Genomic DNA, 26,568 nt, shown 5'->3' on the forward strand with positions numbered 1-26,568 from the left:
GCTTCGCCCTGCCCCGCCCCCTGCTGCGCGAGCCGCATTGCGACATGAGCTTCTCCGGCCTCAAGACGGCCCTGCTGCGCGCCCGCGACGAAGTGCTGCTGGAGGGCAACCGCCTGCACCGGCAAGACGTGGCCGACCTCTCCGCCAGCTTCCAGGCCGCCGTGCGCGATGTGCTGGCGGCCAAGACAGCCCGCGCACTTCAAGCCTACCTGGCGCTCTCGCCCGCCGCCCCGGCGCTCGCCGTCGCCGGGGGCGTCGCCGCAAATGCCCAGCTGCGCGCCGCGCTCGCCGCCGAGGCCGAGCGCGCCGGGGTGAGCTTCACCGGGCCGCCGCTCGCGCTGTGCACCGACAACGCGGCCATGATCGCCTGGGCCGGTATCGAGCGGCTGCGCGCGGACCACCCGGCGGATGATCTCACCCTGGCAGCCCGCCCGCGCTGGCCGCTTGACAGCGCGGCCACGCCAATGCTCGGCTCCGGCAAGAAAGGCGCAAAGGCATGAGCGATATTTCCATCATCGGGGCAGGCGCCTTCGGAACCGCGCTTGCAAGCCAGCTTGCGGGCACGGATGGCCCCACCGTCACCCTCTGGGCGCGTGACCCCGAGCACGCCGCGCAGATCAGTGAAGCGCGGGAGAATGCCCGGCACCTGCCCGGAGTCTCCCTGCCCACCGAGCTGGCCGTGGTCAACGACAACGGCGCCTTCGCCGCGCCGATCCTCATCATGGCCACCCCGATGCAAACCCTGGGCAGCCTTCTGGTCGAGCACCGCGAGCACATCGGCGAGGCCTGCGTTGTCGCCGCCTGCAAGGGCGTCGATCTGGAGCGCGGCAAGGGGCCGACCGGCATCATCGAAGCCGCCGCGAAAAAGGCCATACCCGCCATCCTCACCGGCCCCTCCTTTGCCGTCGACATCGCCCAGGGCCTGCCCACCGCCCTCACCCTCGCCTGTGCCGACAAGCGCACCGGCGAAATGCTGCAATCGGCCCTCTCCACCACCACCCTGCGGCTCTATCTCTCGACCGATCCGATCGGGGCCGAGCTAGGCGGCGCGCTCAAAAACGTCATCGCCATCGCCTGCGGGGCCTGCATCGGCGCGGGCTTCGGCGAGTCGGCCCGCGCCGCCCTGATGACACGCGGCTACGCCGAAATGGCCCGCCTCGCCGCGGCGCTCGGCGGCAAACGCGAAACGCTGGCAGGCCTCTCCGGCTTTGGCGATCTCGCCCTCACCTGCACTTCCGACAAGAGCCGCAACTTCCGCCATGGCTTCGCGCTGGGCCGGGGTGAGCTGCCGCCGCCGGGTGTCACCACCGAGGGCATCGCCACCGCCGAGGCCACGCTGCGGCTCGCCAAGCGCTACAAGCTTGAAATGCCGATCACCGAGGTTGTGGCGGCGCTCACGTCAGGCACGCTTTCCGCGCCAGAGGCGATGGCCGTGCTGCTCTCTCGTCCGCTCAGGAAGGAATAAACCCATGGCCTACTGGCTCTTCAAATCCGAACCCTCCACCTGGAGCTGGGATGACCAGGTTGCCAAGGGCGACGCGGGCGAGGAATGGGACGGCGTGCGCAACTACCAGGCCCGCAACATGATGCGCCAGATGAAGCTGGGAGACCTCGGCTTCTTCTACCACTCCCAGAAAGACAAGGAGATCGTCGGCGTGGTCGAGGTCTGCGCCGAGATCCACCCTGACAGCACCACCGATGACGAGCGCTGGGAGTGCGTGGATATCAAGACCGTCGGCCCCATGCCCAATCCGGTGACGCTGGCGATGTGCAAGGACGAGCCCGCGCTGAAGGACATGGTGCTCGTCAACAACACGCGCCTCTCAGTGCAGCCCGTGACAGAGGCTGAATGGACGCATATCTGCACGCTCGGCGGCTATTCCCATAAAGGTTGATATGCCGCATACTCCCTGAAAACGGAGGGAGTGATATGGGCCTCATCGCAGTTCTCGTCGCCGCGCTGGCAGGCTTTGCCGTAGGCGCCGCGTGGTACATGACGCTCTCCAGGCCCTGGCTCGCTGCGGCGGAGATTCCCTGTGATGATAGCGGCCAACCCGAGGGCGGCTTCTCGCCTCTTCCATTCATCATTTCCGGCATAGCCATGCTACTTGTTGCCGGGATGATGCGTCACATCCTCGCCATGGCGGGCATCGAGGGGGCGGGCAAGTCGGCCATGGTGGGCCTCGGCATCGGCCTCTTCATGATCACGCCCTGGGTGGCGATGAACTACGCCTACGGCCGGCGCAAGCCCGCTCTTACGCTGCTCGACGGCGCTTATTCCGTGCTCGGCCCCACCGTGATTGGGCTGGTGCTCGGGCTGTTCTGAGCGATCCGCACCGCCTCCCACTCCGGCACCGCCTCGTCCGAGCCCGCCGCAAAGACGGCCACGCTCACCGGGCGCGGCGCATCGGGAAAGCGGGTAACCGTACAGCAGCTGAACGGGCCGACGCCCGCGTGCCCTGTCGCCCGTCCCAGCGCGCCTGCGCGCCCCGCCATCAGGCCCAGCCCATAGCCCGTTTCGGTCCATGGCCGCCCTTCGATGCCGCCGCCGAGCGGGTGCACCCCTTCGCCAATCAATTCGGGCACCAGAACCGCCACGAGGCGCGCCGCTTCTGCTGGCGCACCCATGAAGCAGCCGTGATAGACCCATCCGGGGTGATAGCCCTCGGCGCCCGGCACATCGGCAAAATCCTCCGGCTCCGTAGCAAGGCGCATCGTCTCTAGCCCCAGCGGCTCGCCGAAACAGCGCGCTGCAAGGGTGCCGATCCCGCAGCCCGCTGCCGCCTCCACCCGTTCCCGCGCCAGCATGTATCCGACGTTGGAATAGGCCCAGCCCGTGCCGGGAGAGAAATCCGCTGTGTCAGAGACCTCGGCCATCAGCCGCGCCCGGCTCCACGGCACCTCGCCCCGCGCCACCGCCGCGTGATACTGCGGCAACCGGCCATAGCAGGGCACACCCGCACGGTGCTGAAGCAACTGCCGCAGGCTCCACGGCCCTCCCGCCTCTGCGTCCAAGTCCAACCGGCCTCCGCGCGCGAGGCGCAGCGCGCATCCGGCGATGATCGTCTTTGAAAAGCTCCACCATGGCCACAGCGCGCCCAGGTCACCGGCCCCGCCCGTTTCGCCGTCTTCAAATACCCAGGCCGCGTCCACCCGAACCCCGAAATAAATGGAGGGCCTCGACCCCCCGAGACCCTCCATCTTCCCACGAGCTCCCAATCGCACCGCTCGTATCTGGTATGTCCCGGGTCATCCTGACCCTTCGCTTGTGAAGGACCCTACGCCATCCGCACCACAAATGCAATCCCGCCATGCAGAAAAGTGTCTGTTTTACAGTGGGTTAGGATATAAGGCACGTTAACCATGAGGGTCGCCTCAAAGCCGCCACATCCGCCGTCATCCGGCTCGGCGCCAAACCTGCCAAGCGCCCGAAACAAAAGGGGGAACCGCTGAAGCGCGGTTCCCCGTGTTGATCGCATAACCGGGGCGCCGACGCCACTTTCCTCTCGGAGAGGTTACAGTTTCGGCGGCAATCGGCTGCCTTACTTGTAAACGGAGTCTTTCTTGAAGTGCTTCACGAGCAGGTAATAGAAGACCGCGCGATATTTGTTGCGCTCCGATTTGCCATAGGTCTCGATCGCCTTCTCGATTCCCGCCATTAGGTCGGGGCCGGCGGACAGGCCGAGTTTCTTGATCAGAAAGTTCTGCTCGATCGTTTCCAGCTCGCTCTTCTGGCTCGCCGCGACAGTGGAGGCATCGTCGTTGTAGATCGAGGGGCCGCAGCCGATGGTCACTTTCGTCAGCAGGTCCATGTCGGGCGTCATCCCGCACTTGTTCTTCAGATCGTCGGCATATTTCTCGATCAACTCATCTCTTTTGCCCATGATGCTTCACTCCCTCGCATGGTGGCGTTCCGGCGAATTCTCCCGCCGTTGGCAGGGACCATACGCAACGGCCCCATGTGGGCAAAGAAAAAATGCCCTGAACGCAGGGTCAAGCAGATGTCGGGCGACATATTGCGCGAAGCGGCAATTTCGCCCTCATTCCGGCGGGTGCCTGCCGAAACCCTGCATCCAGCGTCAAAATTTCCGTGACAGGACTGTGACATATCGCACAGGCTCAAGGGGCGCCCCACCGGCTGCATTTCGTTTCCGCGAATTTCCGGTGGGATTCAAAGCAGGAAAAGACACGGGGGACTAAACATGAGCTCAGAGACATTCATTGTCGCATATGAGGGCGAGGAGGGCGATACGCCCACGCTCGATTACGCGATCGAACGGGCCAGGAAAGACGGGGCCGGATTGCTCGTCGTCCATATTCTGGAGTGGTCCCCCTACAGCTTTCTCACCCCCGACGAGATTGAAGAGCGCCACGGCCGTCGCAAGCAGGAGATGACCCGGGCCAGGGAAATCGTCCTCGACCCGGCCGTGGCCAAGGTGAAAGCCGCCGGCCTCGTAGGCAGCGCCGAGCTGCGCTACGGCAATGTCGTCGACAAGATCGTCGAGATCGCCTCCGAAACCAATGCCTCGATGATCTTCGTCGGGCGCGCCGGGTCGCAATCCATGGCCGCGCGGGTCTTCGGCTCGGTGCCGATCGGGCTGGCCCAGGTTGCCCCCGTCCCCACCGTGATCGTGCCCTGAGCGCCGGAGAAAGAGACATGAACTTCAAAACAGCCTTCGCCGCCCTCCTTGCCACGCTCTTCGCGCCCTTCCCGGCGCTGGCACAGGGCATCGACGAAACCATCAACACCATCTTCGCGGACTATACCGGCTGGTACGTGTCCTTCATCTTCGCGCCCCTTCCGGGCACCACCTTCTCGTGGATCGCGCTTTGGCTCGTCGTCGGTGCGCTCGTGTTCACGGTCTATTTCGGCTTCATCCAGCTCAAGGGCTTCGTCCATTCGATCCAGCTGGTGAAGGGCGATTACTCCGACCCCAACGATGCCGGTGAGGTCAGCCACTTCCAGGCACTTGCCACCGCGCTTTCGGGCACCGTGGGCCTCGGCAACATCGCCGGTGTGGCGGTGGCCGTGGGTATCGGTGGGCCGGGCGCGACCTTCTGGATGATCGTTGCGGGCCTCTTCGGCATGGCGACCAAGTTCACCGAATGCACCCTCGGCGTGAAGTATCGCAACGAATACCCCGACGGGCGCGTTTCGGGTGGCCCGATGTATTACATCACAAAGGGATTCAAAGAGCGCGGCCTGCCCGGCGGCAAAATCCTCGCCGTGCTGTTCTGCATCTTCACCATCCTCGGTGCACTGGGCGGTGGCAACATGTTCCAGGCCAACCAGGCCCACGCGCAGCTTTCGGGCGTGATCGGGGATTATCCCGGCTGGATCACCGGGATCATCCTCGCCGCCGTGACCTTCGCAGTGATCGTGGGGGGCATCAAATCCATCGCCCGCGTGACCGAAAAGGTCGTGCCATTCATGGGCATCTTCTATGTCGGCGTGTCGCTCATCATCCTGATCATGAACTACGACATGATCACATGGGCCTTCGGCCAGATCTTCATGGGCGCCTTCACCGGCCTCGGCGTGGTCGGCGGCTTCACCGGCGCCCTGATCCAGGGTTTCCGCCGCGCCGCATTCTCCAACGAGGCGGGCATTGGCTCTGCCGCCATCGCCCACTCGGCGGTGCGCACCAAGGAGCCGGTGACGGAGGGCTACGTCGCCCTGCTGGAGCCCTTCATCGACACCGTGGTGATCTGCACCATGACCGCGCTGGTCATCGTCATCACCGGGGTGCTCAACGTCGATCCCGAAACCGGGCTCTACATCTGGAACGCCGAGGCGGGCCGGATCGCGACCGAAGGCGAGGTTTCAGGTGTGGCGCTCACCTCAGCGGCCTATGCCAAGGCCTTCTCGTGGTTCCCGGTCCTTTTGGCCGTGGCGGTGGTACTCTTCGCCTTCTCCACCATGATCTCGTGGAGCTACTACGGCCTGAAAGCCTGGACCTATCTCTTCGGCGAAGGAAGCGGGACGGAAGTGATCTTCAAGGTCATCTTCTGCCTCTTCATCATCATCGGCTCGGCGGCCAACCTCGGCCCGGTGATCGACTTCTCCGATGCCATGCTCTTCTCTATGGCGATCGTGAACATCATCGCGCTCTATCTGCTGATGCCGATCGTGAAGCGTGAGGTGAACAGCTACATCTCCCGGCTCAAGTCCGGCGAGATCAAGCGGTTCAAGCACTAAAACTCCGGCGCTCCGCGATCCGTCGCGGGGCGCCCTTCCGTGGGGTGGGCAATCTGCCCACCGCCCCTACGCGCTGAAAAGCCTCTCGCGCAACTCCGCCACGCTCAGGCTCCCGGGCTTTCCACCCTCCGCCATCATCGCCACCGAAAGCGCCTGCACCCGCGCATTCAGCGGTGCCGCCACCCCGTGCAGCCGCGCAAGCTGCACGATCTCACCATTCAGCCAATCCGTCTCCACGCTGCCCGTCGCCCTTGCCAGACTTTGGGTGGTGGAGTTACCTGCGCGGCCCTGTACGTTGTCGCCCCGCTTTTGCATGAATTTTGCGCGCCGCTCGGTCTTACTGACGTCTTCCCAGGCAATCCCCGCCGCCTTCAACACCGCCTTGCCCTCCTCGCGCAAAGGCCCGTCAAACTCGGCACAGTCCGCGCCCGGCGGCAGCAGGGCACCCGTGATGTTGCCGAGGTTGAGGATCAGCTTGCCATATTTTGGCGCCATCGCATCATCGCGCACTTCGGCCGCGATATTGGCGTGGTTCAAGGCCTCCGCCATCGCATCGTCCGCCTCGTCATGCCCGCCGGGATAGCGGCCAATGTCAAATACACCGAATTTGGGCTGACAGTGGATCTGCACCTCGCCCGGCTTCAGGTAACTGGCAGGCATCATCACCGTGACCGCGTGAACATTGGGGAAGAACCGCATCGCCAGCGGCTCATTGGCCACGCCATTCTGGCAGCAGAACACCGGCTGATCGGTTAGCCCGGCAGCCCGAAGATCGGCCAGCGCGGCGGCGGTGTCCTGCCCCTTCACGCAGAGCAGCACCGCGTCATCGGGCCTGAATGTGATTTCGCTCGGATGGCCAACACAGTCGAACCGGGCCACCTCGCGCCCGCGCTCACTGTCGAGCAGCAGCCCCTTCTCCCGGATTGCCTGCAGCATGCGCCCGCGCGCAATGCCGATCACCTCCTGCCCCGAAAGCGCCAGCGCCGCCGCCACCACGCCGCCGATTGCACCCACCCCATGCACGATGAACCGCATTGCCGTCTCCCATTTGTCCGCCCAAGAAGTCTCAGCCTTTGCCGCCAGTGGCAAACCGAAAACGCGCCAATCCTCTTGCGCGGATCACGGAGGGCACGCCATGATCGCAGCAGTGAGGGCAAAATGAACTGTGATCTGATCTGGAACGAGTACGCATTGGCCTTCAATGCCTACGAGGCGTTCAACAGCCACGCGCTCACCCTCAAGAGCTGGTCGGTCACGGTTGCGCTCGCTGCCATGCTCTCAGCCTATAGCCAGCCAATCCGCCATAACGGACGGATAGCGCTTTTACTGGCCGCCTGCTCAACCTTGCCATTCTACTGGATCGACGCCCTGTGGAAGAGCTTCCAACGCGGCTATCTCCCACGCCTCAAGGAGTTGGAAGAGCTGTCGAAGAAGTTCGACTGTGCCGAAGGTCTGGGCATCATCGGCTCCTGGCAGTTCACCAATGGCGACACCAACCTGCCTAGCTTCCTCCTTGCAAATGTAATGTTACCTCATCTCTTTATACTTGCCGCAGGGGTGCTTCTGGCTTGGAAGTTTCCGCCGAACCCCGCAAGAGAAACGGCCCCGGAGTCTCCTCCAGGGCCGTGAGCTTTCGCCAATAAACGCATATCAATAGCGATAATGCTCGGGCTTGAACGGCCCTTCCGGCGTCACGCCAATGTAGGCCGCCTGATCCTTCGAGAGCTTCGACAGCTTCACCCCGATCCGCTCAAGGTGCAGCATCGCCACCTTCTCGTCGAGGTGCTTGGGCAGAATGTAGACGCCCGGCTGATACTCCTCGCCCTTGGTCCAAAGCTCGATCTGCGCCAGCACCTGGTTGGTGAAACTGGCCGACATCACGAAGCTCGGGTGGCCGGTGGCGTTGCCGAGGTTCAGCAGGCGGCCTTCCGACAGCAGGATGATCCGGTTGCCGCCCGGCATCTCGATCATGTCCACCTGGTCCTTGATGTTGGTCCACTTGTGGTTCTTCAGGTTGGCAACCTGGATCTCGTTGTCGAAGTGGCCGATGTTGCCGACGATGGCCATGTCCTTCATCTCGCGCATGTGCTCGATGCGGATCACGTCCTTGTTGCCGGTGGTGGTGATGAAGATGTCGGCCTTGCTGGCCTCGTCTTCCAGCGTCACCACCTCAAACCCGTCCATCGCGGCCTGAAGCGCGCAGATCGGGTCGACTTCCGTCACCTTCACCCGCGCACCGGCGCCGCGCAGCGAGGCGGCAGAGCCCTTGCCCACGTCACCATAGCCGCAGACCACGGCCACCTTGCCAGCCATCATCGTATCGGTCGCGCGGCGGATGCCGTCGACGAGCGATTCCTTGCAGCCATACTTGTTGTCGAACTTCGACTTGGTGACCGAGTCGTTCACGTTGATCGCCGGGAAGGGCAGCTGGCCCTTCTTGTGCAGGTCGTAGAGCCGGTGAACGCCGGTGGTCGTCTCTTCGCTTACGCCCTTGATCTGGTCGCGCACCTTGGTGAACCAGCCGGGGGAGGCTGCCATCCGCTTGGCGATCTGCTTCTTGATGACTTCTTCTTCTTCCGACTGCGGGACGGGGATGATGTCTTCCCCGGCCTCGGCCCGCGCGCCGAGCAGCACATAAAGCGTCGCATCGCCGCCATCGTCCAGGATCATGTTGGGTCCGTCCTCGAACAGGAAGGACTTGTCGAGGTAGTCCCAGTGCTCTTCCAGGCTCTGGCCCTTCACCGCAAACACCGGCACACCGGCCTCGGCAATCGCCGCCGCCGCGTGGTCTTGTGTGGAAAAGATGTTGCACGAGGCCCAGCGCACATCGGCGCCCAGCGCCACCAGCGTTTCGATCAGCACCGCCGTCTGGATCGTCATGTGCAGGGAGCCAACGATGCGGGCGCCTTTCAGCGGCTTGCTCTCACCAAACTCTGTGCGGCAAGACATGAGCCCGGGCATCTCGGTTTCGGCAATGTCCAGCTCCTTGCGCCCGAACCCGGCAAGAGAAATATCTTTAACAATGTAATCGGCGGCCATCGGGCGCTCCTACTGCATGTTTCGCTTGCAGCGGCACATAGCACCCGGCCCGGAAGGCGGCAACCAAACCCGCCCAATCTGAGGTTGTCCGTTCAGGAGGCCTCGCCGCGGACGCCCACGAAGCCCGAGGCTTCATGGAAATCTTCGCCCGTGAAGGCCACGCAGGTGCGTCCGCCCGCGTCGGTGACGAGAATGGTGAAGCTGCCGGTCTCCTGGGACGCCCAGATCTCCACCAGCGAATCTTCGCTTTGGAGGCCTCCGGCCACGGGCTGCTCTTCGTAGGTCTCCACCAACTGGTCGACAAAGAACTCCCGCTTCCCGCATGGTCCGTCCGATGACTGCGCGGCCAACGGGGCTGCGGCGATCAGAAGCGTGGCGGTTGCAATGGCGGTTTTCATGGTCCTATCCCTTGGGCACGATGCCGGTTGTCGAAATTCTCGTATTGTCAGGAGCATAACAGGCCCGGGGTGTCGCCGGTTCCAGGTCGCGTTTACACCTCGGCGTGATCGCGCTACCCAAATCCCACGAGAGGGAGACGTTCATGGCCAAGGCACCGCCCCGCGCGTGGCAACGCATGCTTTCGGGCCGAAGGCTCGATCTGCTGGATCCCACGCCGGTCGATATCGAGATCGAAGACATCGCCCACGGGCTCGCCTTCGTCGCCCGGTGGAACGGGCAAACCCATGGCGACTATGCTTATTCCGTGGCCGAGCACTCGCTGCTGGTGGAGGCGCTCTATCGCCGCATGAACCCCGCCGCCCCGGTCAAATGGCAACTCGCCGCCCTGCTGCATGACGCGCCCGAATACGTGATTGGCGACATGATCTCGCCGGTGAAAGCCGCCGTCGGCCCCGGCTACGGCGCGCTGGATGATCGGCTCTCTGCCGCCATCCACATCCGCTTCGGCCTGCCCGCCGCCATCCCCGCGACAGTCAAGAAGCAGATCAAGAAGGCTGACAAGGTCTCGGCCTGGCTCGAGGCCACACGCATCGCGGGCTTCACCGTGGCCGAGGCCAACAAGTTCTTCGGGGTGCCCGCGCCCGAGCTGATCGAGGGCATGGAAATCACCCTGCGCCCGCCGGTGGAGGTGCGCGCCGAGTTCACCGCCCGCCACGCCGCGCTGCTGGAGGCGCTCTGATGCAGCCGCTGGCGCTGCGCGGCCTGCTCTTCGTGCTCTACGCACTCGTGGCCTATGGCGTCATGTTCGAGCTGCCAGAGCGGCTTGACAGGCTGCTGCCCAATGCAGGGCTGTCCCCGGTCTCTGCGCTGCTCATCGTGCTTTGGCTCGGCCTGGGGCTGGGCCTCGCCGGGCAGCTGGTGTTCGATTGGCACCGTCGGCACCGTTACAGCACCGTTCTTCTCCGCACCTCTGTCGCCCTCTTGTCTGTCGCCGTGCTTCTTGCCCTTCTGTGGATCGAGACGGTGATCTGCGTGGCCATCATCCTGCCTGTCGCCGTGGCCGAGGCGGCGCTGGGCATCTGGCTCACCCGGCTGCTGCTGGCGCGGTTCGAGGCGCGGACGCAGCTCTGCGTGGCGCTCTTCGCCCTGCCCTTCGCCGCACCCTTCCTCCATCTGCCGCTGCCCGAGATGTCAGAGCGCGTGGCCATCTCCACCTCCATCACGATCGAGGCCCCCGCCGCAGTGATCCGCGCAGAAGCCGAGAACGTCTCTGACATTGCCGAAAATGAGCACATATGGACCTTCACCCACAGCATCTTGCGCGCGCCGCGCCCGGTGTCGGCCCACACATCCGGCGGCATCCGCCACGCCCGCTGGACAAAGGGGGTGCGCTTTGAAGAGCACCTTCTGCCGGGGCCAGACTTCGCGTGGCGCTTCGCCTTCCCGGAGCCGGAGCTGCTGCGCGCTATCGATCCGCGCATCTCTCCCACCGGCCCCGAGGTGGTGATGCTGGAAGGGCGCTATGCCTTCGAGCCACTCGGATCTGCGCGCACCCGCGTCACGCTGACCACGACCTATCAGCTCAACACCCCGATCAACGCCTACCTCAAGCCCTGGGGCAGGCTCTTCTTGAACGACATGCACCGCGCTGTGCTCCATGTCATCGCCAACCGTGCCGAGGCCCGCCCATGATCCACGTCCGCCCCGCCGCCCGGGCCGATGCCCGCGCCATTGCCGAATTGCTGCAAGAGGTCGTCGATGCCGGTGGCACCACCGCCCTCACCGGACAGGTGAGCCGCAACGACATTCTCGACTGGATGCAGGCCAGCCCCCGCGCCGCATGGCACATAGCCGAAGACGAGGGCGGCGCGCTGCTCGGGTTCCAGTGGATCGACCCAATGGTGGACGAGCCCGAAACCTGCGCCGAAATCGCGACCTTCGCCCGCGTCGGGCGCACCGGCCTCGGCATCGGCTCCCGCCTGTTCGAGGCCACCCGCGAGGCCGCCAAACGCCTCGGCTACACATGGATCAGGGCCAACATCCGCGCCGACAACGCGGGCGGCCTGGCCTATTACCAGTCGCGCGGCTTCGAGGACTACGGCCGGATCGAAGGCTACCGCATGGCCGATGGCACCGTGGTCGACAAGGTACTCAAACGGTACGATCTGTAGGGTGGGCAATCTGCCCACCGCCCCGTCAGCACGTCGCGCCTGCGCTCCGCCCCTCGGCCTGCCAGCCCACGAACTCGCGGCCCCGGAAGGTGGCCACCAGCCCCTCGCGGAAGGTGATCCGCGTCATCCCCGGCCCGCAGCTCTCCCGCGCCGTCACCGGCCCGGCCAGCTTGGCGAGCGAGATTTCCGCCCCCGGCAGCACCCGGTCGAAGCTGACCTCCTGCGGCGAGCCCGGAACGCCCACGCCGGTCGGGCGCAATTCGTAACCAAGAGGTTTGCCCATCGGGCGCGGGGCCTCACCAGATGTGGTGCAGCCCGCGAGGAGAATCACTAAAATCGAAATTCGCGTATGCATAGGTTGTGCATGGGATGTGCATGGGTTGTTGCCCATGCGATTTTTCACTTCGGGGAGCGTTTGGCGAGGATCCGCTGGAGCGTGCGGCGGTGCATGTTAAGCCTGCGCGCGGTCTCGCTCACGTTGCGGTCACACAGCTCGTAGACCCGCTGGATATGCTCCCAGCGCACCCGGTCGGCGCTCATCGGGTTTTCCGGCGGCGGCGGCAACTCGTCTCCCGTCGCCAGCAGCGCGGCGGTGACTTCGTTGGCATCGGCGGGCTTGCTCAGGTAGTCCGTCGCCCCGATCTTCACTGCCGCCACGGCGGTGGCGATAGCGCCGTAGCCGGTGAGCACCACAACCTTGGCATCTGGCCGTTTTTCTCGAATGGTTTCAACCACATCGAGGCCATTGCCATCTTCCAGCCGCAGGTCGATCACGGCATAGGCCGGGGGGCGGGCGGTGGCAATCGCCTTGCCCGCGGCGACCGAGCCGGCCATCTCGGGTTCGAAGCCGCGTTTCTCCATGGCACGGGACAGGCGACGCAGAAACGGCTCGTCATCATCCACGATGAGGAGGGATTTATCCTCGCCAATCTCCTTGAGATCACGTTCGGCCACGCGCTCCCCTCCGCTGGTCGTCCCTTGGTTCCGCCACGCTATACGGGCGGGGAATCCGCTACAAGCCTTTCCGCGCAACGGGTTATCCCGCGTCGAGAAAGCACTGCACCCGATCCGCCAACTGCTCCCCCGTCAACTCCCGCTTGAAGAACCCGGCAAAACCGGTGTCGGGCAGGGTGAGATAGGTGAAGGTGGAATGGTCCACCAGGTAGTAGTCGGGGTCATCGTCGGTGTGGGCGTTGTAGTAGGTGCGATAGGCCTTTGAGGCGGCATCCACCTGCTCCGCGCTACCCGTCAGGCCCACCATCTTCTCACTGATATTAGCGGCAAAATCCCCCACCGCCTCTGGCGTGTCGCGAGCCGGGTCGATGCTGATGAACACCGGCGTCACCGCGTAGCCGCGCTCCGCAAGGATATCCACGGCCTCGGCGTTGCGCACCGTATCAAGCGGGCAGACATCGGGGCAAAACGTGTAGCCAAAATAGATCAGCGCGGGCTCGGTGATGACGTCCTTGTCGGTGACCGTCTTGCCCTCGGCATTCACCAGCTCGAACGGCCCGCCGATGCTGGCCGCACTCGCCCCACCGGCGCAGTCGGCAAAGGGATCATCCGGCGCACCGGGATAAACCTGCCAGATCGTCACACCGATAACGCCGCAGATCGCCGCTGCCGCCACTCCCGCCCATATCGCTGTCCGCATCTGATGCACTCCTTCGCCGTCTTGCCCTTTGCTGACGGCGCTGGGCCGGGCTATCAATGGGTCCGACTGTCACACCAAAGGCTCCAGCCGCAAGTCAAATGCCCGAGACCGGCCCTCCTCAAACGCTCTTCGAGCACCCGCATCGGGCCAACTGGATCCGGCTGCGCACGCTGATCGTTTTGCGCTGGGTGGCCGTGGCAGGGCAAAGCGTCGCCATCGCCATAGCGCATTTCTGGTATGGCCTTCAGCTCGAGATCGGGTTGTGCGTTCTGGCCATCGGAATGTCGGTCATCGCCAACCTCGTGGCCATGTTCATCTACCCGGCGAACAAACGGCTGAACGAGACCGAAACCATGCTGATGCTGATCTTCGATCTCGCGCAGCTGGCCTTCCTGATCTACCTCACGGGCGGCCTCCACAATCCTTTCGCGCTGTTGCTGCTGACACCTGTGACCATCGCGGCAACCGCGTTGGGGCTGAACGCGGTTCTGATCGTCGGAACCGCCGCCATCGGCCTTGTCACCCTCGTCGCCTTCGCCTACCTGCCCCTGCGCACAGTTCAGGGCTTCGTGCTGCGCGTGCCCTCGATCTTCCTCTTCGGGTCATGGACGGCCATTGTCATCGGGGTATCGTTCCTTGCGCTCTATGCCCGCCGCGTCACCACCGAGATCGCAACCATGGGCGATGCCTTGCTGGCCACACAGCTTGCCCTTGCCCGCGAGCAGAAGCTGACCGACCTCGGCGGCGTGGTTGCCGCCGCCGCGCATGAGCTGGGCACGCCACTGGCCACGATCAAGCTTGTCAGCTCCGAGATGGCAGATGAACTCCGGGGGGATGGCGACAGGGAAAGCCTGCTGGAAGACTCCCAGCTGATCGCCGAACAGGCCGATCGCTGCCGCGAGATACTGCGCTCGATGGGCCGGGCCGGCAAGGACGATCTGCACATGCGGACGGCCCCGCTCGGCGCGGTTCTGGAAGAGGCTGCGGAGCCGCATATGGAGCGAGGCAAAGCCTTGCACTTCGACATGCAGCCCGGCCCCGGCAACGAGGCCGAAGACCGGCAACCACAGGTGCGGCGCAGCTCCGAGCTCATCCATGGCCTGCGCAACCTGATCCAGAACGCCGTGGACTTCTCGGAAGGCCATGTCTGGGTCGAAGCGCGGTGGACAGCCCGCCGTATCACCGTGCGCGTGATCGACGACGGCGAGGGCTATCCGCCCCATCTGATCGGCCGTATTGGCGACCCCTTCATGCGGCGGCGGCGCAGCCCGGAAGACAGGCGCAAGCGGCCGGAGTACGAGGGCATGGGGCTTGGGCTCTTCATTGCCAAGACCCTGCTCGAACGTATCGGCGCCGAGCTGACCTTCGCCAACGGGTCAGACCCCTTTCTCGCCCCCGAAGAGCGCCCTGACCGGGGCGGCGCGATCGTCGAGGTCACATGGCCGCGGGCGCTTCTCGTCACCGAAGAGGAAGACGCCCGCGCCGCGCTTGGCCTCAACCGGCCAATGCAGGCCTGAAGCCTCCGCCTGACGTGGGGTTTGCCTGCGGGGGTGCGCCAAATTAACGGACGGTTAACCAGATTGCCCTTTGATCGGTCTGATCGAAGGCAAATACCCTATCTGGAGAACAAGCCTTGCTGAGCGATTTGTCGTGGACGTTCGCACTTGTATTGGTGATCACATCTTTCGGGACCGCACTCGTCGCCCTCATGGCCGTGGGCTACCTGCAGCCAAAGCGGCGGATCACCTGGGACAGGTTGAAACGTGACGCGGGCGAGATCACCTTCCTCTTCGAAGATGAAGACCTCGTGGACGCAACCGATGAGGCGCGAAACTTCCTGGCCAAGGGGCCCGAGACCCTGCCCGCCTGGCCGCGCTTTCTCTCCCTTCTCGCAAGCAGCTTCCCCGACATTGGCGCCCGGGTCTCCCGACTGGCGGAGGTTGGCGTTCTGGAGATGCGCGCGCGGGACGGAACGTCGCGACTGGAAGCAGAGTGGAAGGCCGGGTTGGCGCGCTTCTCTCTGCACGAGGGTGAAGACGCGGAGCCCGCAGAGTATGACAACTTTTCCGTCGTCGCGATGGCCGAAGAGCTGGAAGTGCTGCGCGCGGTTGTCGATGATGCCCCGGTGCTGGCGTGGCGTGAGGACGAGGACGGGCAGGTGACATGGGCCAATGGTGCCTACATCGACCTGCTCTACCGCATGCACCCAGACCGGACGACACTGACCTGGCCACTGCCACGCGCCTTTGCGCACACCTTTTTCGATTGCGAGGCCGACATTGTGCATCGCGTGTCCGTCACGGTTCCCTACATCGAACAGGTGATCTGGTATGATTGCATGACCCGTCCGGCGGGGAGTGAGGCATTGGTCTTCGCGACGCCCGCCGACCGTCTGGTGCAGGCCGAGCGGTCACGCATCGAGTTTCTCCAGACGCTGACCAAAACCTTTGCCGACTTGCCCACCGGGCTCGCCGTCTTCGACCGGAACAGGCAACTGGCGCTGTTCAACCCCGCGCTTACCGACCTCTCGGCACTCGAACCCCAGTTCCTCTCCTCGCGGCCAACACTGGTCGCCTTTCTGGACCACCTTCGCGAGGCCCAGAGGATGCCCGAGCCGAAGGATTACAAGAGCTGGCGAAAGAGCATCGCCCAACTCGAATCCGCGGCCTCGGAGGGGATGCACCAGGAAATCTGGTCTTTGCCCACCGGACAGACCTACAGGATCACCGGCCAACCGCATCCAGACGGGGCAATCGCCTTCCTCTTCGAGGATATTTCCGCCGAAATGTCGCTGACCCGCCGGTTTCGCTCCGAGCTCGAGATGGGGCAGGCGGTGGTGGACAGCCTTGACGAGGCCATTGCCGTCTTTGCGCATACCGGCTCGATGGTGCTGTGCAACCGGGCTTACCAGGATCTCTGGGGCTGTGATCTGACAACTTCGCTCTCGGATGTGACGGTGCAGGATGCCGTGCGCGACTGGTCGGCTCTCTGTGCTGACGATGCGCTCTGGAACCGCGCTACCCGCTTTCTGTCCGGTCAGGAAGACCGTCGGCCTTGGAGCATCGAGATCCAGAGTCCTGCACATGGTCAGGTCAGCTGTCGTTTCGCCCCGGTCGCCGGAGGTGCAACGCTGGCGGGCTTCAAGACAAGCAAGGCTGTTGTGGAAGGCGCCTCGCCGGGAGCCGCGCAAACCGTCTCGGCCTGACGTCATCACACCTTGCCCTGCGCCGCGCGGAAGATAGTCTGGCGGCGATGACCCGTACTGCTTCGTTCTCCCGCCCGCTCCGTCTCGGCAGCCCCGAGGAAACGAGCCGCCTCGCCGAGGCCATTGCGCCCCTGCTCGCGCCCGGAGACGTGCTGCTGCTGTCCGGGCCGGTCGGCGCAGGCAAGAGCCATTTTGCCCGCGCGCTCATCCGCTGGCGCATGCGCCGCGCCGATGCGCTCGAAGACGTGCCCTCGCCAACCTTCACCCTCATCCAGAGCTATCCCCTCCCGGATGGAGAAATCTGGCATGCGGATCTCTACCGCCTGTCTGACCCTGACGAGGTGGAAGAGCTTGGACTTGCCTCGGCTTTCGACGAGTCCATTTGCCTCGTGGAGTGGCCTGATCGCCTGCCCGAGCCGCCCGCCGACGCCCTGCTGCTGGAGTTTTGCCCCGAAGACGACCCCGACGCCAGAAGCCTGACGATAACCGCGCCGGGCACATGGCCCACACGCCTGGCGTCTGTACTTGAGGCGGCATCATGAGCGATATCGGCAGCTTTCTTTCCGAGGCGGGCTGGGGCGGTGCCGAGCGTGCCCCGCTTGCGGGGGATGCCTCATCCCGCAGCTATGAGAGGCTGGCGCTCGGGCCCGATCGCGCCGTTCTGATGAAGGATCCCGACGGCAACATTCGCCCCTTCCTCGACATCGCAGCGCATCTCGTGGCCGAGGGCCTCTCCGCCCCGCGTATCCTCGCCCACGACGCGGCGGCGGGTCTCATCCTCATGGAAGACCTCGGGAATGCGCTCATCGCAAAACGCGCCGTGGCCCATCCAGAGGAGGAGGTGGCGCTCTACCGTGCGGCAACCGATGTGCTGGTTGCCCTGCACGGCGCGCCCGTTCCACCCGGCCTCTCCAGCTATGGCCCGGCGGAGATGGCGCTGGCAATAGGCCCGGCGGCCGAATTCTACGCCCCTGCCGCGGGCGCACCGGTGACCCATGAAGGATGGCTTCAGCTGACGGCGACAATCGAGGAGGCGTTGTTGGCCTCCGACATGGAGCCACAGGTGATGCTGCACCGGGACTATCACGCCGAAAACCTGCTTTGGCTGCCAGAACGGGCCGGACCCGCGCGCATCGGCCTGCTCGATTTTCAGGATGCTCTCCTCGGCCACCGCGCCTACGATCTGGCCTCCCTGCTCGGCGATGTCCGACGCGATGTGCCCCCGACCGTGAAAGAGGCCGCAGTTCTCCACTATCTCGACGCAACCGGCGTGGAAGAGGGTACGTTCCGCATGGCTCTGGCAGCGCAGGGCGCCCAGCGCAACATCCGCATTCTCGGCATCTTCGCCCGGCTCTGCACCCGCCTCGGCAAGCCAGCCTACCTCGATCTGATGCCGCGCGTCTGGACGCTGCTAATGGCCGATCTCGCACACCCCGCTCTCACCACGCTGCGCGAGGCGGTGCTTGATACCCTCCCCGAGCCGACGCCTGATGCGCTGTCACGCATTCGCAAGGTCGCCGCATGACACCGCCCAGGGCCGCCATGATCTTCGCCGCCGGGTTCGGCACCCGAATGCGGCCGCTCACGGAGACCCACCCCAAGCCGCTCATAGAAGTTGCGGGACGGCCGCTGATCGACCATGCGCTTCACCTCGCGCAGGGCAGTGAACCCATCGTCGTGAACACCCATTACCTCGGCGACCAGATCGCGCGTCATCTTTCCGACCGCGACATTCATGTGGTGCACGAACCCGAGATTCTCGACACGGGTGGCGGGCTCCGCAATGCGCTGCCCCTGCTCGGCCCCGGGCCTGTCATCACCCTGAACTCCGATGCCGTGTGGACCGGGCCAAACCCGCTCGACACCCTCCGCGCGGCATGGGACGCGGAGAGGATGGATGCCCTCCTGCTGCTGGTGCCGGTGCCAGCCGCACGTGGCTACACCGGCGAAGGCGATTTCGCGGTTGATACCGAAGGCCGCCTCACCCGCGGCGCGGGCCATGTCTATTCCGGTGCGCAGATCATCAAACCGGAGGGGCTGGCCGATGTCCCCGACGCGGCTTTCTCGCTCAACCTTCTGTGGAACGCGATGCAACCCGAGGGCCGGCTCTTTGGCGTTGTTCATCAAGGCGGCTGGTGCGATGTGGGCCATCCCGGCGGCATTGCCGAGGCAGAGGCGATGCTGGAAGAGTCCGGCCATGTTTGACCCGTCACCCAAGCCGCGCCTGTTCTCCACGCCCATCGGGGTAGATTTCGGCACCGCTCTCCTGCGCGGCCTCGAATCCCGGCTTGAAGGTGCGGCACCGGACGCATGGGCGCGGGCCACGATCTACGTGAACACCACCCGCATGCGCAGGCATCTTATGGAGCGGTTCGCTGAAGGCCCCGCCCGGCTGATGCCGAAGGTCCGGCTGGTGACAGACCTTGCCTCCGATCCGCGCATCACGGGCCTCTCCGCGGCCATGTCTCCGCTGCGCATGCGGTTGCAGCTTCGGCAAGCGGTGGCCCGGCTGATCGCGCTTCAGCCAGACCTCGCCCCAAGCGCCTCTGCCTTCGATCTCGCGACCAGCCTCGCGGCGCTGCTGGAGGAGATGCAGGACGAAGGGGTGCAACCAGGCGATCTGGCACAGCTGGATGTGGGTGAGCACTCGGCACATTGGGCGCGCAGCCTGCAACTGATCTCCATCCTGGCGGGCACCCCGGGCAACAGCTTTCGCGGTCAGGCCGCGCGCAACCGCGATGCCCTGGAATCGATGCTTGCCATGTGGGAGCAGGCCCCATCGGCTGACCCGATCATCGTTGCGGGCTCAACCGGTTCGCGCGGCACGACCCGCAAGCTGATGGAGGCTGTTGCCGCGCTTCCCCAGGGTGCAGTGGTTCTTCCCGGCGTTGACGCGGAGATGCCGGATTTTGTCTGGAACCAGCTCATCACCTCCGCCTCCGCCGTCTCCCGCGCGCCCGAGGAGGACCACCCCCAGTATCGTTTCGCCGCACTTCTCGAAGGGCTGCAGCTTGCGCCGTCCGACATACGGCCATGGGCTGACTTGCCCGGCAAATCGCCCGCGCGAAATCGCCTGCTGTCACTCGCACTCCGCCCCGCCCCGGTCACCGACCAATGGCGCCGCGATGGCCCGGCCTTGCAGGGTGAATTGCCCAGCGCGACCGACTCGCTCACACTGATCGAAGCACCCACACCCCGGCACGAGGCCAGTGCAATTGCGCTGTCACTGAGGGAGGCCGTTGAAAGCGGCAAATCCGCCGCGCTTGTGACCCCGGATCGCACCTTGGCACGACAGGTCACTGCGGCTCTGGGGCGCTGGGGCATAGTGCCCGACGACTCCGCGGGCCTCCCGTTGCATCAAAGCCCGCCTGGCCGCTTTCTCATCGAAACCGCAGGGCTCTTCGGAAAACCGCTGGCGCTGGCGCCGGCGCTTTCCCTGCTGAAGCACCCCCTTACGGCGTCTTCCCCGGACACGCGCGGCCTTCACCAGTTGTGCAGCGGACGGTTTGAGATCTGGGCGCGGAAGAACAGCGTCGCCCAGCTTGATCCTTCGAGCTTTGTGGCCTGGGTCGCCGACATGGGCGACAACAAGGAAGAGGCCCAAGCCTGGGCGAGCTGGGTGGCCGACCTGCTCCTTTCGCCCCATGCCGCGCCCGGCACGGCGGATCTGGAGGAGCGGCTTGCCGCCCATCTCTCCCTTGCCGAAGCGCTTGCCGCCGGGCCGGGGCAACCCGGCGCCGGAGGGCTCTGGCTCAAGGATGCCGGAGAAGCGGCACGCGCCGCAATGGCCGAGCTGCAGGAGGTTGCGCCGGATGGCGGTGATCTCGCCGCACATGACTATGCCGCCCTGATCCGCGGCTTCCTGGCCGAGGGGGAGGTGCGCGAGGCCATGATCGCCCATCCGCTCGTCTCGATCTGGGGCACCATCGAGGCGCGGACCAAGGTTGTCGATCGCGCGATACTTGCCGGCTTGAACGAGGGCACGTGGCCCGCCAGCCTGCCGCAGGATCCATGGATGAACCGGGCCATGCGCCGCGAGGCGGGCATGCTCTTGCCCGAGCGCCGTGTGGGGCTGGCCGCGCATGATTTTCAGCAGGCGATGGGGGCCACCGAAGTGGTCTTGAGCCGCAGCGCCCGAAGCACCGACGCCGAAACGGTGCCCTCCCGCTGGCTCAACCGGCTCACCAACCTGCTGACAGGCCTCGGCGCAGAGGGGCAGGACGCCCTGGCAGCCATGCGCCAGCGCGGCGCCAATTTGCTCGAAATGGCTGAAGCGGTTTCGCATCACCTTGCCCAACCGGTTTCGGCCCTGCCGGCCCCACGGCCCTCGCCTGCTCCGCCCATCGAGGCCCGGCCCCGCAAGCTCTTTGTCACGGCTATCTCGACACTGATCCGCGACCCCTACGCAATATACGCCCGCCATGTGCTTCGCCTACGCCAGATCGGGCCACGTGCGCCCGACGCCGATGCGGCACTGCGCGGCACCGTTCTCCACGCCGTGATGGAGCACGCATTGCGCAATGAATTCCAGTTTGTCGGCGATCCCGAGGAGCGAGTCGCGGCGTTCCTCGCCCTCGCCGAACAGGTTATATCCGCCCGCATCCCATGGCCTGCCACCCGCCGCCTCTGGCTGGGCCGGTTGGCGGCTGTTGCGCCCGATCTGGTGCGGCTCGAGGCGCGCTGGCAGGCAGAGGGGAAGCCCGTCGTAATCGAGAAAACAGGCACTGTTACACTGCAAAACGCCAATTTCACGGTTGCGGCCAAGCCTGACCGCATCGACTCCCTCGGGGAGGGGCTCTGCGCCGTTCTGGACTACAAGTCCAGCACCCGGCCACCGAGCGAAAAAGAGGTGGAGGCCTTCGAGAAGCAGCTGCTGATCGAGGCCGCCATCGCCGAGGCAGGCGGTTTCACCAAGCTCGGCCCGGCGAAGGCTCTGCGCGTGGGCTACATCTCGCTTGGCAACCCCGGCAACTCGCGCGACGAGCCGCTGGAGGCGGAGGGTATATGGCGGCCTGATGCCATGCTGCACGACCTCGCGGCGCTGATCCGCGTCTACGATGACCCCAAGAAGGGCTATACGGCACGGCGGGCACCCCAGCATCTGAAATATGCCAGCGACTACGATCATCTCTCGCGCTACGGCGAGTGGGATGACACGGCCCCGCCCGAGACGATTTCGGTGGGGCAATGATGGCACTCAACGAAGCTTCGATTGCACAGATCCGGGCCGCACAACCCGAGATGTCCACCTGGCTTTCGGCCAACGCAGGGTCTGGCAAGACCCGTGTGCTCACGGATCGGGTGGCGCGGCTACTGCTGCGCGACGTGCCGCCGCAGAACATCCTCTGCCTGACGTTCACCAAGGCCGCCGCCGCCGAGATGCAGAACCGCCTGTTCGACCGTCTCGGCACATGGTCGATGCTTGATGATGCTGCTCTCGGCGAGGCGCTTGGCTCCGTTGGTGAGGCCACGCCCGTGCAAGCCGAGAGGCTCGCCAAGGCCCGTCGCCTTTTCGCCCGTGCCATCGAAACACCGGGCGGCTTGAAGATCCAGACGATCCACTCATTCTGCTCCGCCATCCTGCGGCGCTTTCCGCTGGAGGCGGGCGTGCCCCCCGGATTCACCGAACTCGACGACACCACGTCGAAGGCGCGTCTGCGGGAGGCGCTCGATCACGTGGCTTCGAATGCCCCCGCTGCGTTCGACAGGTTCGCCGGGCTGTTCACCGGTTTGGAGATCGAGGCCTTCTGTGGTCGCCTCGCCGGCCAGCGCGAAGCTTTCTCCAACCCTGCCTCGTTCGAAGATATCGCGGCCTCCCTCGGGCTTCCGCCCGGATATGACGAAACTGCTCTTCTGCAAGAGGCCTTCGACGGCAGCGAGGCCGACCATGTCGCCGCGCTCCTGCCACACCTGCGCGCCGGATCGTCGAATGACGTGAAGGCCGCAGAGGCGTTCGCCGACCTGCCGGAAGATCCCTTTGCCCGCCTCGCCGTGCTCGACAAACGTCTGGTCGGGCAGTCCGGGCAGAAGGCGGGACAGGCCAAGATCGGCAGTTTTCCCACCAAGGCAACGCAGAAAGCCCTGCCCGCAGACCTGCTTGAAGCGCTTGAGGCCCTGATGACGCGCGTCGAAGCGGTGCACGAGCCAACCAAGCAGCTGCGCCTTGCGCGGCGAACCCACGCGCTGCATGCTTTCGCCGCCGTCTTTCTGCCCGCCTACGAGGCCGCAAAGAGCCTGCGCGGCGAGTTGGACTTCGACGATCTGATCCTGAAAACCCGCGATCTGCTTACCCGTGAGGGCGTGGCCGAGTGGGTGCTGTTCCGCCTCGATGGCGGGATCGACCACATCCTTGTGGACGAGGCGCAGGACACCGGCCCGGAGCAATGGGAGGTGATCGACCTGATCTCGCGCGAGATCACCGCCGGCAGCGGCCGGCGCGAGGCGGGCGAACGGACGATCTTCGTTGTGGGTGACAAGAAGCAATCGATCTACGGGTTTCAAGGTGCCGATCCGGACGGGTTCGAGCGGATGGCCGACACCTTCACCGACAGACTCGGGCAATTCGGCACCCCACCACAGCGGATGGAGCTGCAATATTCCTTCCGTTCCGCCACGCCAGTGCTGCGCGTGGTCGATGAGGCCTTCCCCGATGCGCCGCCTGCCATGGGCGGCGCGCTGACCCATATCGCCTTTCACGATACCATGCCGGGCCGTGTGGATCTTTGGCCCTTCATTCCGAAGCCCGAGAAATCCGAAGATGAAACGCCCTGGTACAACCCGGTGGACATGGTCAGCGCCGATGATCCCCAGGTTCAACTTGCCGAACGTATCGCGGGCGAGATCGTGCGGATGCAGGCTGAGGAGCGGCTCTACGAGCGGGTCGATAAAACGTATCGGCCGCGGCGCATCACCGATGGCGACATCCTCATCCTCGTGCAGCGGCGAGCGCTGATCTTTCACGAGGTGATCCGGGCCTGCAAGGCTGCGGGCCTCGAAGTGGCAGGCGCCGACAGGGTGCAGCTTACCGAAGCGATGGCCGTGAAAGATCTGCTCGCCCTGCTCGCCTTCATCGACACGGCTGACGATGACCTCTCGCTTGCAGCCGCCCTGCGCTCGCCGCTCTTCGAGTGGAGCGAGGATGCGCTCTATCGGCTGGCTCAGCCCAGGCCAGGTACGCTGTGGCAGGCGCTCCGAAACCATGGCGCAGAGGGCGAACCCGCGCGGTCGATCCTCGAAGACCTCCGCAACCATGCAGGTTTCCTGCGGCCATACGAACTGATCGAGCGCATCCTGACCCACCATCAGGGCCGGCCACGCTTGCTGGCCCGGCTCGGCGTGGAGGCGGAAGAGGCGATCGACCTGTTGCTGACCACGGCGCTGGACTACGAACAAAGCGAAACGCCCAGCCTCACCGGCTTTCTCGCGTGGATGGAAGCCAGCGACATTTCCGTCAAGCGCGGGCAGGAAGGCGGCGGGCGGGCCATTCGGGTGATGACGGTTCATGGTGCCAAGGGTCTTGAAGCGCCCATCGTTATCCTGGCCGAAAGTGGTGATCGCCAACCACCGCGCGAGGATGGGGCCATTTTGCTTGAGGGGCGACCCCCGCTCTGGAAACCGTCTCAGGCCGATTCCCCGGCTGATCTCCTGCCAGAGCTTGCGGACGTGAAGGAAAAGCAGGCCGAGGAGCGGCTCAGGCTCCAATACGTGGCGATGACCCGGGCCGAGCAATGGTTGATTGTCTGTGGGGCCGGGGAGGCAAAGGAAGACAAGGAAAACTGGTATCGACGCACCGAGGCCGCGCTGGACCGTGTTGGCGCAGCGCGGCACTTGTTCGGCTTCGGTCAAGGGCTGCGATATCAGAATGCCCGGCCGGAGGGCGCCGATGTGGTGCCCGAACCCACAGCGAACACCGCCCCGCCATCTCTCCCGCAATACGCCCTCTCGGCGGCCACCACGCCCATCCGGCCCCTGGGCCTCATCTCACCGTCCACGCTACCGGGGCCAAAAACGCTGCCCGGAGAAGGCGAGGGAAACCCCGATGCCCTGAGCCGCGGAACGGCCCTGCACCTCCTGCTTGAACACCTCCCTGCGTATCCACCCGAAGACCGGGCTCGCCTTGCGGCCAGCCTTCTTGCCGCCCATGCTCCGACCGCAGGAGAGGACGTGATTGACGAGGCGCTCGCGGTCCTCGCCAACCAAGACCTCGCGCCACTGTTCGCAGAACCGGCCTTGGTCGAGGTTGATCTAACAGCCAACCTCCCGGACCACGACGACAGGCCGATGCAGGGCGTGATCGACAGGCTGATCGTCACCGAAACGCGGGTGACGGCGATTGATTACAAGTCCAACCGGGTCGTGCCGACGCGCATCGAAGACACGCCCACCGGCCTGCTCGCCCAGATGGGCGCCTATGCCTCGGCCCTGTCACAGATCTACCCGAGCCATGAGATTCAAACCGCCCTTCTGTGGACGCATGTGCCCCGCCTCGATGTGCTCCCACACGACCTTGTGACGAATGCGCTAAAGGCCACCGCATCTGCTTGACCTGCCCCAGGCACAACCCTACCTTCCCCACCCGAACCGCAAATCATCAGGAGAGCCGAAATGGCGACCGTTGCCGTGACCGATGACACCTTCGACACCGAGGTGAAAGAAGCTGATCTGCCCGTGGTGGTGGATTTCTGGGCCGAGTGGTGCGGCCCCTGCAAACAGATCGGCCCGGCACTCGAGGAGCTTTCTGAAGAGTTCGACGGCAAGGTGAAGATCGTCAAGGTCAACGTTGACGAGAACCCCAACTCCCCGGCCCAGATGGGCGTGCGCGGCATCCCCGCGCTGTTCCTGTTCAAGGACGGCCAGGTGGTTTCCAACAAGACCGGCGCCGCCCCCAAAGCCGCCCTGCAAGGCTGGATCGAAGAGTCTATCTGATCCGTCTGCACAGTTGAGAATACAAGTGGCGCCTTCGGGCGCCATTTTCATATGTTCCAGCCATGGCTGCGGAGTTTTTCCGGGAGCGTTTCCTCGAAGGCCTCCTGCCCGGCGTTGACGGTGTCGCTGGTCAGGAACCAGTGGAGATAGCGGGCGTAGTCCGGTTGTTGCTTCACATGCTCAAAGGCCGCCTCCAGCCCATGGTGTGGCACCGAGCCCGCGATGTGCCAAAAGTCGATTTCAGCGAAGAGCACCGCGGGTTTCTCCAGAAAATAGCCTTTGAAAGCCAGCGAGCTGTTCTGGGTCACGACAAAACTGCACCGACGAAGCATCAGGTCTGAGCTAGCCTCCTCGACTTCCAGGCGCGGGTTGGCTTTGGCCATTGCCTTGAGCGCGTCAATCTCTTCAGGTGTGTAGGTTTCGCGCGGATGCAGAGTGGCAAGGACCGGCATGTCCGTGCGTTTCAACACATGATCAATCATCCGAACCGGCGACATCGACTGAAACGAGCGGTTCTCCAGTAGCCTGCCTTGCAGCGGCACCAAGACAAACCCGTCGTCACCGACGCCGCGCGCGCCGTCAAAAGCCCAGCGCCGCCAGTTCTGGAAGAATTTGCCGGCGGCAGCGGCGTCCACCTCATTCGGCTGAAACTCTGCGCGGGCGACAGGCCAGTTCCAGCGCTCATGTTCGGCTTCGATCCGCCAGAACGCCCCGATGTAGGCCCGCCGACATGTCAGCGCCCCCGCATGCGTCGGCTCCTCCATGTGCAGCAGCGTCGGGCCGCCCCATTTTCTCGCATCGGCGCGGTCGGTCGGCGAATTGCCCGTGACTTCCACCGACCAGCCGCGCGCTTGGACGATATCCATCAGCCGGTTGAAGAAGTTGAACTCTCCCGCACGCACCCGCTTGAGGCTCGGTGCATCCAGCAGAATTTGCAGCCTTTCCTGTCCCATAGCAAAGGCTAGGCCGGGCCATT

26 protein-coding genes and 1 pseudogene are annotated in these 26,568 nt (G+C 64.8%); 18 read left to right on the forward strand and 9 right to left on the reverse strand.

Annotated features, from left to right (window positions below):
* The 4 genes and pseudogenes from DYI42_RS01260 to DYI42_RS01275 form a co-directional block, all read left to right on the forward strand.
* A pseudogene (locus tag DYI42_RS01260) lies at positions 1-500 on the forward strand (tRNA (adenosine(37)-N6)-threonylcarbamoyltransferase complex transferase subunit TsaD); the annotation flags it as partial.
* Complete coding sequence (locus DYI42_RS01265) at positions 497-1,465, forward strand: NAD(P)H-dependent glycerol-3-phosphate dehydrogenase (RefSeq protein ID WP_213544097.1); 969 nt, start codon at positions 497-499, stop codon at positions 1,463-1,465. The pseudogene DYI42_RS01260 and the gene DYI42_RS01265, both read left to right, overlap by 4 nt.
* A gap of 4 nt (positions 1,466-1,469) precedes the next feature.
* A complete protein-coding gene (locus DYI42_RS01270; RefSeq protein WP_213544098.1) occupies positions 1,470-1,895 on the forward strand; it encodes an EVE domain-containing protein in 426 nt (141 codons plus the stop codon).
* 35 nt (positions 1,896-1,930) lie between these two features.
* The gene (locus DYI42_RS01275) at positions 1,931-2,326 is read left to right on the forward strand and encodes a DUF1761 domain-containing protein (RefSeq protein ID WP_213544099.1); all 396 of its coding nucleotides are present in this window, start codon (positions 1,931-1,933) and stop codon (positions 2,324-2,326) included.
* Here the strand turns inward: DYI42_RS01275 and DYI42_RS01280 are convergent.
* Both DYI42_RS01280 and DYI42_RS01285 read right to left on the reverse strand, forming a co-directional pair.
* Complete coding sequence (locus tag DYI42_RS01280) at positions 2,275-3,201, reverse strand: serine hydrolase domain-containing protein (protein WP_244867402.1); 927 nt, start codon at positions 3,199-3,201, stop codon at positions 2,275-2,277. The genes DYI42_RS01275 and DYI42_RS01280 overlap by 52 nt on opposite strands.
* Before the next feature lie 341 nt (positions 3,202-3,542).
* Positions 3,543-3,884 carry a DUF2853 family protein gene (locus tag DYI42_RS01285; protein WP_213544101.1) on the reverse strand — a complete coding sequence of 114 codons (342 nt, stop codon included), beginning with the start codon at positions 3,882-3,884 and terminating at the stop codon, positions 3,543-3,545.
* A gap of 318 nt (positions 3,885-4,202) precedes the next feature.
* Here DYI42_RS01285 and DYI42_RS01290 point away from each other — a divergent pair, with 318 nt between their 5' ends.
* Together DYI42_RS01290 and DYI42_RS01295 are read left to right on the forward strand one after the other, a co-directional pair.
* Positions 4,203-4,640, forward strand: coding sequence for a universal stress protein (locus DYI42_RS01290; RefSeq protein WP_213544102.1), 438 nt, complete (start codon positions 4,203-4,205; stop codon positions 4,638-4,640).
* Positions 4,641-4,657: 17 nt separating this feature from the next.
* Positions 4,658-6,199 carry an alanine/glycine:cation symporter family protein gene (locus DYI42_RS01295; RefSeq protein WP_213544103.1) on the forward strand — a complete coding sequence of 514 codons (1,542 nt, stop codon included), beginning with the start codon at positions 4,658-4,660 and terminating at the stop codon, positions 6,197-6,199.
* A gap of 66 nt (positions 6,200-6,265) precedes the next feature.
* On the opposite strand, the gene DYI42_RS01300 is transcribed toward DYI42_RS01295, so the two are convergent.
* Entirely contained in the window at positions 6,266-7,234 is a 969-nt protein-coding gene (locus DYI42_RS01300) for a ketopantoate reductase family protein (protein ID WP_213544104.1), read from the reverse strand.
* A 123-nt stretch (positions 7,235-7,357) separates the two neighbouring features.
* On the opposite strand from DYI42_RS01300, the gene DYI42_RS01305 reads away from it, so the two are divergent.
* Positions 7,358-7,828 (forward strand): hypothetical protein, encoded by a 471-nt coding sequence (locus tag DYI42_RS01305; RefSeq protein ID WP_213544105.1) that lies wholly within the window; start codon positions 7,358-7,360, stop codon positions 7,826-7,828.
* A 21-nt stretch (positions 7,829-7,849) separates the two neighbouring features.
* Here the strand turns inward: DYI42_RS01305 and ahcY are convergent, their stop codons facing one another.
* Together ahcY and DYI42_RS01315 are read right to left on the reverse strand one after the other, a co-directional pair.
* Positions 7,850-9,238 carry an adenosylhomocysteinase gene (gene ahcY / locus DYI42_RS01310; protein WP_213544106.1) on the reverse strand — a complete coding sequence of 463 codons (1,389 nt, stop codon included), beginning with the start codon at positions 9,236-9,238 and terminating at the stop codon, positions 7,850-7,852.
* A 92-nt stretch (positions 9,239-9,330) separates the two neighbouring features.
* Positions 9,331-9,636, reverse strand: coding sequence for a hypothetical protein (locus tag DYI42_RS01315; protein WP_213544107.1), 306 nt, complete (start codon positions 9,634-9,636; stop codon positions 9,331-9,333).
* A 143-nt stretch (positions 9,637-9,779) separates the two neighbouring features.
* Between DYI42_RS01315 and DYI42_RS01320 the strand changes: the two genes are divergently transcribed.
* From DYI42_RS01320 to DYI42_RS01330, 3 genes are read left to right on the forward strand one after another with little or no spacing between them, the layout of a single operon-like run.
* Positions 9,780-10,376, forward strand: a complete 597-nt coding sequence (locus DYI42_RS01320; protein ID WP_213544108.1) for an HD domain-containing protein — start codon at positions 9,780-9,782, stop codon at positions 10,374-10,376.
* Positions 10,376-11,329 carry an SRPBCC family protein gene (locus DYI42_RS01325; RefSeq protein ID WP_213544109.1) on the forward strand — a complete coding sequence of 318 codons (954 nt, stop codon included), beginning with the start codon at positions 10,376-10,378 and terminating at the stop codon, positions 11,327-11,329. Before DYI42_RS01320 ends, DYI42_RS01325 begins: the two co-directional genes overlap by 1 nt.
* On the forward strand, positions 11,326-11,808 hold the full coding sequence (locus DYI42_RS01330) for a GNAT family N-acetyltransferase (protein ID WP_213544110.1): 483 nt from the start codon (positions 11,326-11,328) through the stop codon (positions 11,806-11,808). Before DYI42_RS01325 ends, DYI42_RS01330 begins: the two co-directional genes overlap by 4 nt.
* A 25-nt stretch (positions 11,809-11,833) precedes the next feature.
* On the opposite strand, the gene DYI42_RS01335 is transcribed toward DYI42_RS01330, so the two are convergent.
* The 3 genes from DYI42_RS01335 to DYI42_RS01345 all read right to left on the reverse strand — a co-directional run bounded on the left by DYI42_RS01335 (position 11,834) and on the right by DYI42_RS01345 (position 13,462).
* Complete coding sequence (locus DYI42_RS01335; protein ID WP_213544111.1) at positions 11,834-12,139, reverse strand: hypothetical protein; 306 nt, start codon at positions 12,137-12,139, stop codon at positions 11,834-11,836.
* A gap of 68 nt (positions 12,140-12,207) precedes the next feature.
* Complete coding sequence (locus tag DYI42_RS01340; protein WP_213544112.1) at positions 12,208-12,762, reverse strand: ActR/PrrA/RegA family redox response regulator transcription factor; 555 nt, start codon at positions 12,760-12,762, stop codon at positions 12,208-12,210.
* Positions 12,763-12,844: 82 nt separating this feature from the next.
* The gene (locus tag DYI42_RS01345; RefSeq protein ID WP_213544113.1) at positions 12,845-13,462 is read right to left on the reverse strand and encodes an SCO family protein; all 618 of its coding nucleotides are present in this window, start codon (positions 13,460-13,462) and stop codon (positions 12,845-12,847) included.
* Between the two features lie 98 nt (positions 13,463-13,560).
* On the opposite strand from DYI42_RS01345, the gene regB reads away from it, so the two are divergent.
* The 8 genes from regB to trxA all read left to right on the forward strand — a co-directional run bounded on the left by regB (position 13,561) and on the right by trxA (position 25,592).
* Positions 13,561-14,979: a sensor histidine kinase RegB gene (gene regB / locus DYI42_RS01350; protein ID WP_213544114.1), complete on the forward strand. Its 1,419-nt coding sequence runs from the start codon at positions 13,561-13,563 to the stop codon at positions 14,977-14,979.
* A 155-nt stretch (positions 14,980-15,134) separates the two neighbouring features.
* Positions 15,135-16,667, forward strand: coding sequence for a PAS-domain containing protein (locus DYI42_RS01355; RefSeq protein ID WP_342344590.1), 1,533 nt, complete (start codon positions 15,135-15,137; stop codon positions 16,665-16,667).
* A 47-nt stretch (positions 16,668-16,714) separates the two neighbouring features.
* Positions 16,715-17,209: a tRNA (adenosine(37)-N6)-threonylcarbamoyltransferase complex ATPase subunit type 1 TsaE gene (tsaE, locus tag DYI42_RS01360; protein WP_213544116.1), complete on the forward strand. Its 495-nt coding sequence runs from the start codon at positions 16,715-16,717 to the stop codon at positions 17,207-17,209.
* Positions 17,206-18,192 (forward strand): aminoglycoside phosphotransferase family protein, encoded by a 987-nt coding sequence (locus DYI42_RS01365; RefSeq protein ID WP_213544117.1) that lies wholly within the window; start codon positions 17,206-17,208, stop codon positions 18,190-18,192. The genes tsaE and DYI42_RS01365 overlap by 4 nt, the downstream gene beginning before the upstream one ends.
* On the forward strand, positions 18,189-18,872 hold the full coding sequence (locus DYI42_RS01370; RefSeq protein ID WP_213544118.1) for a nucleotidyltransferase family protein: 684 nt from the start codon (positions 18,189-18,191) through the stop codon (positions 18,870-18,872). The genes DYI42_RS01365 and DYI42_RS01370 overlap by 4 nt, the downstream gene beginning before the upstream one ends.
* Positions 18,865-21,858: a double-strand break repair protein AddB gene (gene addB / locus DYI42_RS01375; protein ID WP_213544119.1), complete on the forward strand. Its 2,994-nt coding sequence runs from the start codon at positions 18,865-18,867 to the stop codon at positions 21,856-21,858. The genes DYI42_RS01370 and addB overlap by 8 nt, the downstream gene beginning before the upstream one ends.
* Complete coding sequence (gene addA, locus DYI42_RS01380; protein ID WP_342344585.1) at positions 21,858-25,211, forward strand: double-strand break repair helicase AddA; 3,354 nt, start codon at positions 21,858-21,860, stop codon at positions 25,209-25,211. Before addB ends, addA begins: the two co-directional genes overlap by 1 nt.
* A 60-nt stretch (positions 25,212-25,271) precedes the next feature.
* A complete protein-coding gene (gene trxA, locus DYI42_RS01385) occupies positions 25,272-25,592 on the forward strand; it encodes a thioredoxin (RefSeq protein WP_213544121.1) in 321 nt (106 codons plus the stop codon).
* Between the two features lie 47 nt (positions 25,593-25,639).
* On the opposite strand, the gene DYI42_RS01390 is transcribed toward trxA, so the two are convergent.
* Positions 25,640-26,545, reverse strand: coding sequence for a hypothetical protein (locus tag DYI42_RS01390; RefSeq protein WP_213544122.1), 906 nt, complete (start codon positions 26,543-26,545; stop codon positions 25,640-25,642).
* Positions 26,546-26,568 lie beyond the last annotated feature (23 nt).

The sequence above is a fragment of the Vannielia litorea genome (assembly GCF_018424695.1).
Lineage (GTDB): Bacteria > Pseudomonadota > Alphaproteobacteria > Rhodobacterales > Rhodobacteraceae > Vannielia > Vannielia litorea_A.

Coding starts and splice junctions, on each gene's coding strand:
- DYI42_RS01265 (WP_213544097.1), top strand. CDS start 497: ATGAGCGATATTTCCATCATCGGGGCAGGCGCCTTCGGAACCGCGCTT.
- DYI42_RS01270 (WP_213544098.1), top strand. CDS start 1,470: ATGGCCTACTGGCTCTTCAAATCCGAACCCTCCACCTGGAGCTGGGAT.
- DYI42_RS01275 (WP_213544099.1), top strand. CDS start 1,931: ATGGGCCTCATCGCAGTTCTCGTCGCCGCGCTGGCAGGCTTTGCCGTA.
- DYI42_RS01280 (WP_244867402.1), bottom strand. CDS start 3,201: ATGGAGGGTCTCGGGGGGTCGAGGCCCTCCATTTATTTCGGGGTTCGG.
- DYI42_RS01285 (WP_213544101.1), bottom strand. CDS start 3,884: ATGGGCAAAAGAGATGAGTTGATCGAGAAATATGCCGACGATCTGAAG.
- DYI42_RS01290 (WP_213544102.1), top strand. CDS start 4,203: ATGAGCTCAGAGACATTCATTGTCGCATATGAGGGCGAGGAGGGCGAT.
- DYI42_RS01295 (WP_213544103.1), top strand. CDS start 4,658: ATGAACTTCAAAACAGCCTTCGCCGCCCTCCTTGCCACGCTCTTCGCG.
- DYI42_RS01300 (WP_213544104.1), bottom strand. CDS start 7,234: ATGCGGTTCATCGTGCATGGGGTGGGTGCAATCGGCGGCGTGGTGGCG.
- DYI42_RS01305 (WP_213544105.1), top strand. CDS start 7,358: ATGAACTGTGATCTGATCTGGAACGAGTACGCATTGGCCTTCAATGCC.
- ahcY (WP_213544106.1), bottom strand. CDS start 9,238: ATGGCCGCCGATTACATTGTTAAAGATATTTCTCTTGCCGGGTTCGGG.
- DYI42_RS01315 (WP_213544107.1), bottom strand. CDS start 9,636: ATGAAAACCGCCATTGCAACCGCCACGCTTCTGATCGCCGCAGCCCCG.
- DYI42_RS01320 (WP_213544108.1), top strand. CDS start 9,780: ATGGCCAAGGCACCGCCCCGCGCGTGGCAACGCATGCTTTCGGGCCGA.
- DYI42_RS01325 (WP_213544109.1), top strand. CDS start 10,376: ATGCAGCCGCTGGCGCTGCGCGGCCTGCTCTTCGTGCTCTACGCACTC.
- DYI42_RS01330 (WP_213544110.1), top strand. CDS start 11,326: ATGATCCACGTCCGCCCCGCCGCCCGGGCCGATGCCCGCGCCATTGCC.
- DYI42_RS01345 (WP_213544113.1), bottom strand. CDS start 13,462: ATGCGGACAGCGATATGGGCGGGAGTGGCGGCAGCGGCGATCTGCGGC.
- regB (WP_213544114.1), top strand. CDS start 13,561: ATGCCCGAGACCGGCCCTCCTCAAACGCTCTTCGAGCACCCGCATCGG.
- tsaE (WP_213544116.1), top strand. CDS start 16,715: ATGACCCGTACTGCTTCGTTCTCCCGCCCGCTCCGTCTCGGCAGCCCC.
- DYI42_RS01365 (WP_213544117.1), top strand. CDS start 17,206: ATGAGCGATATCGGCAGCTTTCTTTCCGAGGCGGGCTGGGGCGGTGCC.
- DYI42_RS01370 (WP_213544118.1), top strand. CDS start 18,189: ATGACACCGCCCAGGGCCGCCATGATCTTCGCCGCCGGGTTCGGCACC.
- addB (WP_213544119.1), top strand. CDS start 18,865: ATGTTTGACCCGTCACCCAAGCCGCGCCTGTTCTCCACGCCCATCGGG.
- addA (WP_342344585.1), top strand. CDS start 21,858: ATGGCACTCAACGAAGCTTCGATTGCACAGATCCGGGCCGCACAACCC.
- trxA (WP_213544121.1), top strand. CDS start 25,272: ATGGCGACCGTTGCCGTGACCGATGACACCTTCGACACCGAGGTGAAA.
- DYI42_RS01390 (WP_213544122.1), bottom strand. CDS start 26,545: ATGGGACAGGAAAGGCTGCAAATTCTGCTGGATGCACCGAGCCTCAAG.